The organism is Streptomyces sp. NPDC102462, from assembly GCF_044765425.1.
In the GTDB taxonomy this organism is placed as follows: Bacteria; Actinomycetota; Actinomycetes; order Streptomycetales; family Streptomycetaceae; genus Streptomyces.
In genome coordinates this window covers 89,894-104,618 of sequence record NZ_JBIWKB010000003.1, presented here as the reverse complement: position 1 = coordinate 104,618, position 14,725 = coordinate 89,894, and the positions used below count along the sequence as shown (strand labels likewise).

Annotated in this window: 10 protein-coding genes and 1 tRNA gene; 10 read left to right on the top strand and 1 reads right to left on the bottom strand. The window is 69.7% G+C overall.

From position 1 onward, the window contains the following. Positions 1-268: 268 nt before the first annotated feature. The 10 genes from dnaA (at position 269) to ACIRFL_RS04070 (ending at position 14,032) form a co-directional block, all read left to right on the top strand. Positions 269-2,215, top strand: a complete 1,947-nt coding sequence (dnaA, locus tag ACIRFL_RS04115) for a chromosomal replication initiator protein DnaA (protein WP_404023684.1) — start codon at positions 269-271, stop codon at positions 2,213-2,215. A gap of 1,270 nt (positions 2,216-3,485) precedes the next feature. After that, positions 3,486-4,616, top strand: a complete 1,131-nt coding sequence (gene dnaN, locus ACIRFL_RS04110) for a DNA polymerase III subunit beta (protein WP_404023682.1) — start codon at positions 3,486-3,488, stop codon at positions 4,614-4,616. 142 nt (positions 4,617-4,758) lie between these two features. After that, positions 4,759-5,634, top strand: coding sequence for a phosphogluconate dehydrogenase (NAD(+)-dependent, decarboxylating) (gene gnd / locus ACIRFL_RS04105; RefSeq protein ID WP_404023680.1), 876 nt, complete (start codon positions 4,759-4,761; stop codon positions 5,632-5,634). Between the two features lie 52 nt (positions 5,635-5,686). Continuing rightward, entirely contained in the window at positions 5,687-6,808 is a 1,122-nt protein-coding gene (gene recF, locus ACIRFL_RS04100) for a DNA replication/repair protein RecF (RefSeq protein ID WP_404023679.1), read from the top strand. Then, entirely contained in the window at positions 6,805-7,347 is a 543-nt protein-coding gene (locus ACIRFL_RS04095) for a DUF721 domain-containing protein (RefSeq protein WP_404023678.1), read from the top strand. The genes recF and ACIRFL_RS04095 overlap by 4 nt, the downstream gene beginning before the upstream one ends. A gap of 463 nt (positions 7,348-7,810) precedes the next feature. Further along, positions 7,811-9,874 carry a DNA topoisomerase (ATP-hydrolyzing) subunit B gene (gyrB, locus tag ACIRFL_RS04090; protein WP_404023677.1) on the top strand — a complete coding sequence of 688 codons (2,064 nt, stop codon included), beginning with the start codon at positions 7,811-7,813 and terminating at the stop codon, positions 9,872-9,874. A 42-nt stretch (positions 9,875-9,916) separates the two neighbouring features. After that, positions 9,917-12,514 carry a DNA gyrase subunit A gene (gyrA, locus tag ACIRFL_RS04085; protein ID WP_404023675.1) on the top strand — a complete coding sequence of 866 codons (2,598 nt, stop codon included), beginning with the start codon at positions 9,917-9,919 and terminating at the stop codon, positions 12,512-12,514. A gap of 18 nt (positions 12,515-12,532) precedes the next feature. After that, positions 12,533-13,351 (top strand): DUF3566 domain-containing protein, encoded by an 819-nt coding sequence (locus ACIRFL_RS04080; protein ID WP_404023674.1) that lies wholly within the window; start codon positions 12,533-12,535, stop codon positions 13,349-13,351. A gap of 134 nt (positions 13,352-13,485) precedes the next feature. After that, positions 13,486-13,562 (top strand) — tRNA-Ile (locus ACIRFL_RS04075). A gap of 152 nt (positions 13,563-13,714) precedes the next feature. Continuing rightward, complete coding sequence (locus tag ACIRFL_RS04070) at positions 13,715-14,032, top strand: hypothetical protein (protein WP_404023672.1); 318 nt, start codon at positions 13,715-13,717, stop codon at positions 14,030-14,032. A 63-nt stretch (positions 14,033-14,095) separates the two neighbouring features. Here the strand turns inward: ACIRFL_RS04070 and ACIRFL_RS04065 are convergent, their stop codons facing one another. Further along, complete coding sequence (locus tag ACIRFL_RS04065) at positions 14,096-14,572, bottom strand: hypothetical protein (protein ID WP_404023671.1); 477 nt, start codon at positions 14,570-14,572, stop codon at positions 14,096-14,098. Between the last annotated feature and the right edge of the window lie 153 nt (positions 14,573-14,725).

Genomic DNA, 14,725 nt, shown 5'->3' with positions numbered 1-14,725 from the left:
TGAAGTGACCTGTGCCCATCGGAGGCAGGCGGCAGCAGCCATCGACAACTCGACCTGGTTACGGTACGCGCGGCTACGCCATCCGGTCAAACCCGGGGTCACGCAGAGACACTATCCACAGGCTGGGGACAACAACTTGAACCGCACCCGCCGCGCTGACTACCGTGACTGGACTCCGATTCGTTCCCTTGTCCCCCGCACCACCCCTTTTAGATCCCGACCCGTCCCACAACCACACGTTCGTGGGACCTGCGAGAGAGCGTGCCCTGTGGCTGACGTACCTGCCGATCTTGCCGCAGTGTGGCCACGCGTACTGGAGCAACTCCTCGGGGAGGGCCGCGGCCAGGGTGTGGAGGCGAAGGACGAGCACTGGATCCGGCGGTGCCAGCCGCTCGCCCTGGTCGCGGACACCGCGCTGCTCGCCGTGCCGAACGAATTCGCCAAAGGCGTGCTGGAGGGCCGGCTCGCGCCGATCGTCAGCGAGACCCTGAGCCGGGAGTGCGGCCGCCCGATCCGCATCGCCATCACCGTCGACGAGTCCGCGGGCGAGCCCCCCGGGCCCCCCGCCCCCCGGCGCGCGCCCGCGGCCGAGGAGACCGCGCCGACGGTGCCGAAGTCGCGCTACGAGGAGCCCGAACTGCCGTCGGGCCCGTACGAGGGCTACGGCCGGCACCGGGCCGAGCAGTTGCCGGGCACCGAGACCGCCACCAGGCCGGACCGGCTCCCCGCCCCCCGTCCCGCCTACCCGTCCGAGTACCAGCGGCCCGAGCCCGGCGCCTGGCCGCGGTCCGGCCAGGACGAGTACGGCTGGCAGCAGCCGCGGCTCGGCTTCCCGGAGCGTGACCCGTACGCGTCGCCGCCGCAGGACTCCTACGGTTCGTCCGCGCGTGACGCCTATGCGTCGCCGGACTCCTACGCCTCGGGGCAGGACGCGTACGGCGCCGGGCAGGACTACCGACCGCAGGGCATGGAGCGCCCGCCGTACGAGCGGCAGCGTTCCGGTTACGACGGATCACGCCCCGACTACGACCAGCGGGACCCGGCCCGGCGCGAGCTGCCCGAGCCGTCGGCCGGCACCGGCCAGGTGCACCGCGGCGGTCCCGTGGGCCCGAACCTGCCGACGACGGGTGCCCCCGGGCCGCTGGCCGCGCAGCCCGCGCCGGCGACCGGTCCGGGCGAGCCGACCGCACGGCTGAACCCGAAGTACCTCTTCGACACGTTCGTCATCGGCGCGTCCAACCGCTTCGCGCACGCGGCCGCGGTCGCCGTCGCCGAGGCACCGGCGAAGGCGTACAACCCCCTTTTCATCTACGGGGAGTCGGGGCTCGGCAAGACGCATCTGCTGCACGCCATCGGGCACTACGCGCGCAGCCTCTACCCGGGCACGCGCGTGCGGTACGTCAGCTCGGAGGAGTTCACCAACGAGTTCATCAACTCCATCCGCGACGGCAAGGGCGACAGCTTCCGCAAGCGCTACCGCGAGATGGACATCCTTCTTGTGGACGACATCCAGTTCCTCGCGGACAAGGAGTCGACGCAGGAGGAGTTCTTCCACACCTTCAACACGCTCCACAACGCGAACAAGCAGATCGTGCTCTCCAGCGACCGGCCGCCCAAGCAGCTGGTCACCCTGGAGGACCGGCTGCGCAACCGCTTCGAGTGGGGTCTGATCACCGACGTCCAGCCGCCCGAGCTGGAGACCCGGATCGCCATCCTGCGCAAGAAGGCGGTGCAGGAGCAGCTGAACGCCCCGCCCGAGGTGCTGGAGTTCATCGCCTCCCGGATCTCCCGCAACATCCGCGAGTTGGAGGGCGCGCTGATCCGGGTGACGGCGTTCGCCTCGCTCAACCGGCAGCCGGTCGACCTGGGCCTGACGGAGATCGTCCTCAAGGACCTGATTCCCGGCGGGGAGGACACCGCCCCCGAGATCACCGCGACGGCCATCATGGCGGCGACCGCCGACTACTTCGGTCTCACGGTCGAGGATCTGTGCGGCACCTCGCGCGGCCGTGCCCTGGTCACCGCCCGGCAGATCGCCATGTATCTGTGCCGGGAGCTGACCGATCTCTCACTGCCGAAGATCGGCGCCCAGTTCGGCGGGCGTGACCACACGACGGTGATGCACGCCGACCGCAAGATCCGCGCGCTGATGGCGGAGCGCCGCTCCATCTACAACCAGGTCACCGAACTGACCAACCGCATCAAGAACGGCTGACACCGGCCCACCACGGCACTCGGCGCCCTCGGGAGAAACCCCGGGGGCGCCTTTCCATGCCTCCGGCACCCGACCGGCTTGGCCAAGTCGGTGACCGGACAGCGCGGGGTAAGAGCATCAGGGGGCCGGGCCGCGCGCGAGAGGCGTCCCGGCCCGCGCGCCCGGCTCGACGCGTGCGTGGGCCACGGTGATCCGACGGGCGGGACCGGGCGGGCCGCGCCCGATCGGCGGGGCCGGCCGGGGGACATCGGCAGTCCGTTGTCGCGCCCGGCGCGGAGGCGCGGGACATCGCCGCGGTGAAGGGCGGTGACGTCCTGGACGCACGGCATCTGCCGGCCGTCGCCGCCGGGCAGGGTTCGGCCCGGCGGCGACGTCAGCGTGGGCTGCGTGAGCTCCGGCGGCGGGCTGGAGCCGGTCGGCGCCGGCGCGGGCGGTGGCGACGGTGGCCGTCCACAGGCCCGGCTCGGCAGTGGGCGGAGGTGGGCGCCCGACGCCCACCGGTCACCGCGTGTTCGATTACCCGCCGGGTTACGGCCGCTCTCCACAGATTCGGTGACTTTCTTCCGTCCACATCCTGGGGAGAGCCGAGTTGTCCAGAACGTATCCACAGCCCAGCCTGGTGAAGGAGCATCGGGGCAGGTCACCTGGCTGTGGATTAGTGGACGAAAGATCTCCACAGACTGTGGACAAAGCAGAGATCCACAGGCTGTGCACGGAGTTGTCCACCGTCGGCCCACAGGCTGGGGCCGGTTGTCCCCAGTGATCCCGGGCTTCTCCACATCTCTTTCCACTGTTCGGCAACACGACGCACCCGATCACCGCGTCGAGTGAAAGGCGTCACACCAAGCTGCCGGGTTGGGGTGTGGGAAACCCGGGTAAACCTGGGGACGCAGCTGGGGAGAAGTGGCCTCAGGCTGTGGGTGGGGTGTGCAGAACTTCTTGTTCTCCACAGAGACCCCTGGTTGTCCACCGCCTCCGCCCACAGGGCCCGTGGACAAAATTTCCGCGCTGAGCAGGGCAAACGTGGTTATCCACGGTATCCACAGGCCCTACTACTACTCCCAATCAGAGAGAGAGCGGAATCCGTTTCGAAGCGGGGCCTGTGCACAACTCGCCCTCTCGTGCCCGACCGCCCCCCGGCACGACTTGACCCCGACGGGCACCTACTGTCAGTGCGGTGCGTCAGACTGGTCGTCGGTGTTCTTCCCCACCCACGGGGCAGTGACACCGGGTCGTAGGACTCAGTAGCAACAGCAGGAGGCGGCTTACGGTGAAGATCCGGGTGGAACGCGACGTACTCGCGGAGGCAGTGGCCTGGGCAGCACGCAGCCTCCCGGCCCGTCCGCCGGCGCCTGTCCTCGCCGGCCTCCTCCTGAAGGCCGAGGACGGCCAGCTGAGCCTGTCCAGCTTCGACTACGAGGTCTCCGCGCGCGTGAGCGTCGAGACGGAGGTCGAGGAGGAGGGCACAGTCCTCGTCTCCGGCCGCCTGCTGGCCGACATCTGCCGCGCCCTGCCCAACCGCCCGGTGGAGATTTCCACAGACGGTGTACGGGCGACGGTGGTCTGCGGCTCCTCGCGGTTCACCCTCCACACCCTGCCTGTGGAGGAGTACCCGGCCCTGCCGCAGATGCCGAACGCCACGGGCACCGTCCCCGGCGAGGTCTTCGCCTCCGCCGCCGCACAGGTCGCCATCGCCGCCGGACGCGACGACACGCTGCCCGTCCTGACCGGTGTGCGCATCGAGATCGAGGGCGACACCGTCACGCTGGCCTCCACCGACCGCTACCGCTTCGCGGTCCGCGAGTTCCTGTGGAAGCCCGAGAACCCGGACGCCTCCGCGGTCGCCCTGGTGCCCGCCAAGACCCTCCTGGACACCGCGAAGGCGCTGACCAGCGGCGACAGCGTGATCCTCGCCCTGTCCGGCTCCGGTTCCGGCGAGGGCCTGATCGGTTTCGAGGGCGCGGGCCGGCGGACGACCACGCGCCTGCTGGAGGGCGACCTCCCGAAGTACCGCACGCTGTTCCCGACGGAGTTCAACTCGGTCGCCGTGATCGAGACCGCCCCCTTCGTGGAGGCCGTCAAGCGCGTGGCCCTGGTCGCCGAGCGCAACACCCCGGTGCGGCTCAGCTTCGAGCAGGGCGTGCTCATCCTGGAGGCCGGCTCCAGCGACGACGCACAGGCTGTGGAAAGGGTCGACGCGCAGTTGGAGGGCGACGACATCTCCATCGCCTTCAACCCGACGTTCCTGCTCGACGGTCTGAGCGCCATCGACTCACCGGTGGCGCAGCTGTCGTTCACGACGTCCACGAAGCCCGCGCTGCTCAGCGGCAGGCCCGCGGTGGACGCCGAGGCGGACGAGGCCTACAAGTACCTGATCATGCCGGTGCGCCTCAGCGGCTGACCACCCGTACCGGCAAAGCCCCAGGTGAGGGGCGTACGCATGAGCGCGTAGGCCCACAGCTGTGCATGACGGCCCGGGTTTAGGCTCGGACGCGGGTACGCACGTGCCCCTACGTCACACAGCAACCGAAGGACAGCAACTGATGGAGCTCGGTCTCGTCGGCCTCGGCAAGATGGGCGGCAACATGCGCGAGCGGATCCGCCGCGCGGGCCACACCGTCATCGGATACGACCGCAACGCGGACCTCGCGGATGTCCACAGCCTGGAAGAGCTTGTGGGCAAGCTCTCCGGCCCGCGCGTGGTCTGGGTGATGGTCCCGGCCGGCGAGCCCACCCAGACCACCATCGACGAGCTGGCCGGTCTGCTGGAGCCCGGTGACGTCGTCGTGGACGGCGGCAACTCCCGCTGGACGGACGACGAGAAGCACGCCGAGGAACTGGCCGCCAAGGGCATAGGCTTCGTCGACTGCGGTGTCTCCGGCGGCGTCTGGGGCCTGGAGAACGGCTACGCGCTGATGTACGGCGGCGACCCGGAGCACGTCGCCAAGGCGCAGCCGGTCTTCGACGCGCTCAAGCCGGAGGGCGACTTCGGTTCGGTGCACGCCGGCCGGGTCGGCGCGGGCCACTTCGCGAAGATGGTCCACAACGGCATCGAATACGCGATGATGCAGGCGTACGCGGAGGGCTGGGAGCTTCTTGAGAAGGTCGACTCCGTCACGGACGTGCGTGAGGTCTTCCGCTCCTGGCAGCAGGGAACGGTCATCCGTTCCTGGCTCCTGGACCTCGCGGTGAACGCCCTCGACGAGGACGAGCACCTGGCCGGGCTCAAGGGTTATGCACAGGACTCCGGCGAGGGCCGGTGGACCGTGGAAGCCGCCATAGACAACGCGGTGCCGCTGCCCGCCATCACCGCGTCGCTGTTCGCCCGGTTCGCCTCGCGGCAGGACGACTCGCCGCAGATGAAGATGATCGCGGCGCTGCGGAACCAGTTCGGCGGCCACGCGGTCGAGAAGAAGTGATCCACAGGGCCGTCCTTCGGTCCACAACGTTGGGGGAGGTCGGCGAACGACCATGCACGTCACGCATCTCTCGCTGGCCGACTTCCGCTCGTACGCCCGGGTCGAGGTCCCGCTGGACCCGGGCGTCACCGCCTTCGTCGGCCCCAACGGGCAGGGCAAGACCAACCTCGTCGAGGCGGTCGGTTATCTCGCCACCCTCGGCAGCCACCGCGTCGCCTCGGACGCCCCCCTGGTCCGCGTGGGGGCCGAACGCGCGATCATCCGGGCCCAGGTCAGACAGGGCGAGCGGCAGCAACTGGTCGAGCTGGAGCTGAACCCCGGCAAGGCCAACCGCGCCCGCGTCAACCGGTCCGCGCAGGTCCGGCCCCGGGACGTGCTGGGCATCGTACGGACCGTGCTGTTCGCGCCCGAGGACCTGGCGCTGGTCAAGGGCGACCCCGGGGAGCGGCGCCGCTTCCTGGACGAGCTGGTCACCGCCCGCGCGCCGCGGATGGCCGGCGTGCGCTCCGACTACGAGCGGGTCCTCAAGCAGCGCAACACCCTGTTGAAATCGGCCGCGCTGGCCCGCCGGCACGGGGGCCGGGCCATGGACCTGTCCACGCTCGACGTCTGGGACCAGCACCTCGCGCGCGCGGGTGCCGAACTGCTCGCCCAGCGCCTCGACCTGATCGCCGCGATCGAGCCGCTGGCCGACAAGGCGTACGAGCAACTGGCCCCCGGTGGCGGTCCCGTGGCCCTGGAGTACAAGCCGTCCGCGCCCGGCGAGGCCCACACGCGCGAGGAGTTGTACGGCCAGCTGACGGCCGCGCTCGCCGAGGCGCGCAAGCAGGAGATCGAGCGGGGCGTCACCCTCGTCGGGCCGCACCGGGACGACGTGATCCTCAAACTCGGCCGGCTGCCCGCCAAGGGGTACGCCTCGCACGGCGAGTCCTGGTCCTGTGCGCTGGCGCTGCGCCTGGCCTCGTACGACCTGCTCCGCTCCGAGGGCAACGAACCGGTGCTGGTCCTGGACGACGTCTTCGCCGAGCTGGACGCCCGGCGGCGGGAGCGGCTGGCCGAACTGGTCGCGCCCGGCGAGCAGGTGCTGGTGACCGCCGCGGTCGACGACGACGTACCGGACGTCCTGGCCGGCGCCCGGTACGCGGTGTCCGACGGGAGGGTGGAGCGCGCATGAGCACCGACGAGCCGGCCCCGGCGCGGCCCCAGCGGTCCCCCGAGCCCTCGGGCGTCGACCTCGCGCGCGTGGCGCTGCGCGCGGCGAAGGAAGCGGCACGCGCGCGTGGGGACGCGGCGCGGCAGAAGAAGCAGGCGCGGCGCGGGGGGCTGCGCTCCGGCGCGCGGGCCGACGGCCGCGATCCGATGGCGCTGGGCGCCGCCATCAACCGGCTGATCACCGAGCGCGGCTGGGAGGCGCCCGCCGCGGTGGGCGGGGTCATGGGCCGCTGGCCGCAGATCGTCGGCGACGACCTCGCCAAGCACTGCGTGCCGCAGCGCTACGACGAGGACGAGCGCGTCCTGTCCGTGCAGTGCGACTCCACGGCGTGGGCGACCCAGCTGCGGCTGCTCGCGCCGACGCTGGTCGCCCGCCTCAACGAAGACCTGGGGCACGGCACCGTGAAGCTGATCAAGGTGCACGGTCCGGGCGGCACCGCCCGTCGCTACGGCCCCCTGCGCGCCCCGGGCAGCACGGGCCCCGGCGACACCTATGGGTGACCGGAACCTCACCGAGGGGGACGCTCACGGGCCCGTCGGGCAGGGCTGCGACGGGCGGGGCGATCAGGTGACCGACCTCACATCTTCGCTGGTGGGGCGCCTGCGTCGGGCCCCCGCGAGCGGGTCCGACGGGGCATCGCGCGCGGACGTCCGTCGCGAGCTGACCCTGGAGTAGCCAGGGGTTGACAGCCGGAAGCGCTGAGTGGCGCTGTGAGCCTCTTGGAGCCCCCTTCCGTATATCGGGACCCGGCCGAGACCGGTTGAGGGCGGCACATGGGGACTCAGGTACCGGCAAACCCCCATCACTGTCGGCGCTACCGGTAGACTGGAGCCAATCCCGCCCCGAACGTGGGGACCGTTCGGGAAAAGCTGAGCAACGCTGAATCAGGGCTTACCAACGCAACATGCCGCAGCCGCTCCGGCAACCCTCCCCCGGGAGGGGGCACCCCCAGGAGCCTGGCTCGTGCTGTGCCAGAAAGGGCGCTTCGTGGCCGATTCCGGCAACCCCAACGAGAACATCCCGTCCACCGACGCCGGCGCGAACGGCGAGGTCACCGCCTCGTACGACGCCAGCGCGATCACCGTGCTCGAGGGTCTGGACGCGGTTCGCAAGCGACCCGGTATGTACATCGGCTCGACCGGCGAGCGCGGTCTGCACCACCTGGTGTACGAGGTCGTCGACAACTCGGTCGACGAGGCGCTGGCCGGGCACGCGGACACGATCGACGTGACGATCCTGGCCGACGGCGGCGTCCGCGTCGTCGACAACGGCCGTGGCATTCCGGTCGGCATCGTCCCCTCCGAGGGCAAGCCGGCCGTCGAGGTCGTGCTGACCGTGCTGCACGCGGGCGGCAAGTTCGGCGGCGGCGGCTATGCGGTCTCCGGCGGTCTGCACGGCGTCGGCGTCTCGGTCGTCAACGCCCTGTCGAGCAAGGTGTCGGTCGAGGTCAGGACCGACGGCCGGCGGTGGACGCAGGACTACAAGATGGGCGTGCCGACGGCCCCGCTCGCCGAGCACGAGCAGACCGACGAGACCGGCACCTCGGTCACCTTCTGGGCCGACCCGGACATCTTCGAGACCACCGACTACTCCTTCGAGACGCTCTCGCGGCGCTTCCAGGAGATGGCGTTCCTCAACAAGGGCCTGACCATCCGGCTCACCGACGAGCGCGAGTCGGCGAAGGCCACCTCGGGTGCCGACGAGGCGGGCGCCGACGAGAAGGACGAGGTCAAGTCGGTCACGTACCACTACGAGGGCGGCATCGTCGACTTCGTGAAGTACCTCAACTCCCGCAAGGGAGACGTGGTGCACCCCACCGTCATCGACCTGGAGGCCGAGGACAAGGACAAGAGCCTGTCCCTCGAGGTCGCGATGCAGTGGAACAGCGGCTACAGCGAGGGCGTGTACTCCTTCGCCAACATCATCCACACCCATGAGGGCGGCACGCACGAGGAGGGCTTCCGGGCGGCCCTGACCTCGCTGATCAACAAGTACGCGCGCGACAAGAAGCTGCTCCGCGAGAAGGACGACAACCTCACGGGCGACGACATCCGCGAGGGCCTGACCGCGATCATCTCGGTCAAGCTGAGCGAGCCGCAGTTCGAGGGCCAGACGAAGACCAAGCTGGGCAACACGGAGGCCAAGACCTTCGTGCAGAAGGCCGTCTACGAACACCTCAACGACTGGCTGGACCGCAACCCGAACGAGGCCTCGGACATCATCCGCAAGGGCATCCAGGCGGCCACCGCGCGCGTGGCGGCCCGCAAGGCCCGCGACCTGACCCGTCGCAAGGGCCTGCTGGAGACCGCGTCCCTGCCGGGCAAGCTGGCGGACTGCCAGTCCAACGACCCGGCCAAGTGCGAGATCTTCATCGTCGAGGGCGACTCCGCCGGCGGTTCGGCCAAGTCCGGCCGCAACCCGCAGTACCAGGCCATCCTTCCGATCCGCGGCAAGATCCTCAACGTCGAGAAGGCCAGGATCGACAAGATCCTGCAGAACCAGGAGATCCAGGCGCTGATCTCCGCCTTCGGCACGGGCGTGCACGAGGACTTCGACATCGACAAGCTCCGCTATCACAAGATCATCCTGATGGCGGACGCCGACGTCGACGGCCAGCACATCAACACCCTGCTGCTGACCTTCCTCTTCCGCTTCATGCGGGACCTCGTGGAGCGCGGCCATGTGTATCTCTCCCGGCCCCCGCTCTACAAGATCAAGTGGGGCCGTGAGGACGCCGAGTACGCGTACTCCGACCGCGAGCGCGACGCCCTCATCGAGCTGGGCCGCCAGCGCGGCAAGCGCATCAAGGAGGACTCGATCCAGCGCTTCAAGGGCCTCGGCGAGATGAACGCCGAGGAACTGCGCGTGACGACGATGGACGTCGACCACCGGGTGCTCGGCAAGGTCACCCTCGACGACGCCGCCCAGGCCGACGACCTGTTCTCGGTCCTGATGGGCGAGGACGTCGAGGCCCGCCGCCAGTTCATCCAGCGCAACGCCAAGGACGTCCGCTTCCTCGACATCTGAGTCGGTCTCAGCTGACCGCACCGGGAAGGATCTTCACCAGCAATGGCCGACGAGAACACCCCAGTCACGCCCGAGGCCGAGGGCGGCGACACCACCATGCGCATCGAGCCCGTCGGGCTTGAGACGGAGATGCAGCGCTCGTACCTGGACTACGCGATGTCCGTCATCGTGTCCCGGGCGCTGCCCGACGTCCGTGACGGTCTCAAGCCCGTCCACCGCCGCGTCCTGTACGCCATGTACGACGGCGGCTACCGGCCCGAACGCGGCTTCTACAAGTGCGCCCGCGTCGTCGGCGACGTCATGGGCAACTACCACCCGCACGGCGACAGTTCGATCTACGACGCGCTGGTCCGCCTGGCCCAGCCGTGGGCGATGCGCATGCCGCTCGTCGACTCCAACGGCAACTTCGGCTCCCCGGGCAACGACCCGGCGGCCGCCATGCGCTACACCGAGTGCAAGATGGCGCCGCTGTCGATGGAGATGGTCCGCGACATCGACGAGGAGACCGTCGACTTCACGGACAACTACGACGGCCGCTCCCAGGAGCCCACCGTCCTGCCCTCCCGCTTCCCGAACCTGCTGATCAACGGCTCGGCGGGCATCGCGGTCGGCATGGCGACCAACATCCCGCCGCACAACCTGCGCGAGGTCGCTGCCGGCGCCCAGTGGTGCCTGGAGAACCCGGACGCCTCGCACGAGGAACTGCTCGACGCGCTCATCGAGCGCATCAAGGGCCCGGACTTCCCGACCGGCGCCCTGGTGGTGGGCCGCAAGGGCATCGAGGAGGCCTACCGCACCGGCCGCGGCTCGATCACCATGCGCGCGGTCGTCGAGGTCGAGGAGATCCAGAACCGCCAGTGCCTGGTGGTCACCGAGCTGCCGTACCAGGTCAACCCGGACAACCTGGCGCAGAAGATCGCCGACCTGGTGAAGGACGGCAGGGTCGGCGGCATCGCGGACGTGCGCGACGAGACGTCCTCGCGCACCGGCCAGCGCCTGGTGATCGTCCTCAAGCGGGACGCAGTCGCCAAGGTCGTCCTGAACAACCTGTACAAGCACACCGACCTGCAGACGAACTTCGGCGCCAACATGCTGGCGCTGGTCGACGGGGTGCCGCGGACCCTCTCCCTGGACGCGTTCATCCGGCACTGGGTGACGCACCAGATCGAGGTCGTCGTCCGCCGTACCCGCTTCCGGCTGCGCAAGGCCGAGGAGCGGGCGCACATCCTGCGTGGCCTCCTGAAGGCCCTGGACGCCATCGACGAGGTCATCGCGCTGATCCGGCGCAGTGCGACCGTCGAGGTGGCCCGCAGCGGCCTGATGGACCTCCTGGAGATCGACGAGATCCAGGCGAACGCCATCCTTGAGATGCAGCTGCGCCGACTGGCCGCCCTGGAGCGCCAGAAGATCGTCCAGGAGCACGACGAACTCCAGACGAAGATCAACGAGTACAACGAGATCCTTGCCTCGCCGGTCCGCCAGCGTGGCATCGTCAGCGAGGAACTGGCGGCGATCGTCGAGAAGTACGGCGACGACCGCAAGACCATGCTGGTGCCCTACGACGGCGACATGTCCATCGAGGACCTGATCGCCGAGGAGGACATCGTCGTCACCGTCTCGCGCGGTGGCTATGTGAAGCGGACGAAGACGGACGACTACCGGGCGCAGAAGCGCGGCGGCAAGGGCGTGCGCGGGACGAAGCTCAAGGAAGACGACATCGTCGACCACTTCTTCGTCTCCACCACGCACCACTGGCTGCTGTTCTTCACCAACAAGGGCCGGGTGTACCGGGCCAAGGCGTATGAACTGCCGGACGCCGGCCGGGACGCGCGCGGGCAGCATGTCGCGAACCTGCTGGCGTTCCAGCCGGACGAGTCGATCGCCGAGATCCTGGCGATCCGCGACTACGAGGCCGCGCCGTACCTGGTCCTCGCCACCAAGGCGGGTCTGGTCAAGAAGACGCCTCTGAAGGATTACGATTCGCCCCGCTCCGGCGGTGTCATCGCGATCAACCTGCGGGAGCGGGAGGACGGGTCCGACGACGAACTGATCGGGGCCGAGCTGGTGTCGTCGGACGACGATCTGCTTCTGATCAGCAAGAAGGCGCAATCGATCAGGTTCACCGCCTCGGACGACACCCTGCGGCCGATGGGCCGGGCCACCTCGGGCGTCAAGGGCATGAGCTTCCGCGAGGGCGACGAGCTTCTGTCGATGAATGTTGTTCGACCCGGTACGTTCGTGTTCACTGCCACGGACGGCGGGTACGCGAAGCGGACCGCCGTCGACGAGTACCGCGTTCAGGGTCGTGGCGGCCTCGGTATCAAGGCCGCCAAGATCGTGGAGGACCGCGGCTCGCTCGTCGGCGCGCTGATCGTCGAGGAGAGTGACGAGATCCTCGCCATCACCCTGTCCGGCGGTGTGATTCGTACGCGAGTCAGCGAGGTCAGGGAGACGGGCCGTGACACCATGGGCGTCCAACTGATCAACCTGGGCAAGCGCGATGCCGTCGTCGGTATCGCACGTAACGCCGAGGCGGGGCGCGAGGCGGAGGAAGTCGACGGTGACGTGGCCGTGGACGAGACCGCCGAGGTTGCCGCGACCGCCGGCACGGACGAGGGTGAGGCGCCCTCGGCCGAGTAGCACGAGGAGTGTGTCATCGTGAGCGGAGCCACGGGCGCCGGTTCGGTCGGTACCCCGACCGGCAACGATTCCGGTAAGGGAACGGGCGACGGCGGCCGTGGCTCCGCCGCGGGCGGCGCGAACGCGACGGATCCGCACACGACCAATCTGAAGCCGGTCAAGTCGCCCGCGACCGCCCCGCACTCGCCCGACTCTCATGGATCCCAGGGGGGAACTGTGACGGACACCCGAGGCCCGCAGACCCAGCACTACGGCGCTGGAGCGGGCCCGGCCGCTCCCGGCGCCCAGCAGCCGGCCCAGCCCCCGGCAGGGGAGGCGCACGGTGCCTCGCCGCTGCCGGGCGAGCGAGGGCAGCAGCAGCCCGCCGGGCCCTACCACCCGCCGCAGGCCTACCCGGCGCAGACCGCGTCCGGGTCGGGAACCGGAGCCGTGCGCCGGCCGCGCACCGGCGCGCGCACCACGCCCCGCACCCGCAAGGCGCGGCTGCGCGTGGCCAAGGCCGACCCGTGGTCGGTGATGAAGGTCAGCTTCCTGCTCTCCATCGCGCTCGGCATCTGCACGATCGTCGCGTCCGCGGTGCTGTGGATGGTCCTGGACGCGATGGGCGTCTTCTCGACCGTCGGCGGCACCATCTCGGAGGCGACCGGCTCGAACGAGGCGAACGGCTTTGACCTGCAAGCCTTCCTGTCGCTTCCGCACGTGCTGATGTTCACAGCGATCATCGCGGTCATCGACGTCGTCCTCGCGACGGCGCTGGCCACGCTCGGCGCGTTCATCTACAACCTCTCCGCGGGCTTCGTCGGGGGTGTGGAGCTGACGCTGGCGGAGGACGAGTAGGGCGGGCAGCGTGCCGCGCCGCGACGCCCTCCAAACCTCTGCCGTGCGGCCTGCGCCAACCGATTTTGGGACTGCCCCGGTCGTGCGCTAATCTTCAGGAGTCAGCGCGCGGGACACACACCGCAGAGCGCGGCGGGGCTATAGCTCAGTTGGTTAGAGCGCATCCCTGATAAGGATGAGGCCACAGGTTCAAATCCTGTTAGCCCCACCAGTGAGAAGACCCTCAACCGATCATGGTTGGGGGTCTTTGTGTTGCGTGATTTCCCGGAGTGGGGCTGCTGGGTGTATGGGGCTAGCGTGGGAGAGGGGGGAAGAGGGACATCGAGCGGATGCCCGGCACCGGCCGATGAAACGGAACGAGACATGACCGCGCAAGCAAGCAGGACAGATCCCGGCGCCGCGCGGGCCAGCGCGCCGGTTCCGATCAAGAAGTCCCACGGGGCGCTCGCCGCAGCCGAACATGTCGTCTCGGACAATTCGGTGACCGTCCGCGTGGGCGATCTGCGGGTCGAACTGCCGCCCAAGGACCAGCTCGCCTTCCTCGCGGGCCTCGGTTTCCTCACGGCGCTCGAACTCATCGAGTGGCCGGTCGCGCTCGCCATAGGTGTCGGGCACGAACTGGCCCGCAGCCGCCACGGCAAAGTGCTGCGCGAATTCGGGCAGGCCCTGGAAGAAGCGTGACCCGCGCCAGCGGGCCCCCTCAGGACTCCGCTGCCGACCCGGCTCCGCTCGGCGACGGGGTCCTCACGCCTCGTCGGCGGTCTCCTTCTTCAGTGTCCGCACCAACTCGGCGCGCCGATCGTCCGAGGTGAGCCCCTGGTCCCGGGCCGTCCAGGCGAGGGCGAACCGGCCCACCTGCCGCCAGTCGCCCTGCTTCTTCATGGTCGTGACCCAGTCGGCGGCGATCTCCGGGGTCCGGAACTCGTAGATGCTCACGGTGTCCGTGGTGATGAGCTGTGAGCAGTCGTTCGGGCGCGGGTCCTTGCCCGCGGCCTCGTCGGAGCAGGATCCGGTGTTGTCGGTCGGGTTGCCGAGTGTGGTGACGCCGGTCGCCTCGGCCAGTTCGGCGGCTGCCTGCTCCGCGGTGAGGCCGGTGGTCTTCGGGCCGGTCGACGTGGTGACGGTCGTCTCGTGCGTCTCGGTGCCGCTGTCGCTGGTGGAGCACGCGGTGAGCGCGAGTGCCGCGACGGCGATCGTGAGGGTGGTGTGGCGGATGCGCATGGTCCCCCCTGGACACGGTGGTCGAAAGGCCATCGTCGCGTCGCGGGCCGGGATGTGGTGGGGATATGGCGGTCTTGTGACGTTCTGGGGGCCGACGGGCCGTGGTGGCCGGCAGGCGTGGTCGCCTCTGGGGGGCCGCGTCGGGGGCGGTCG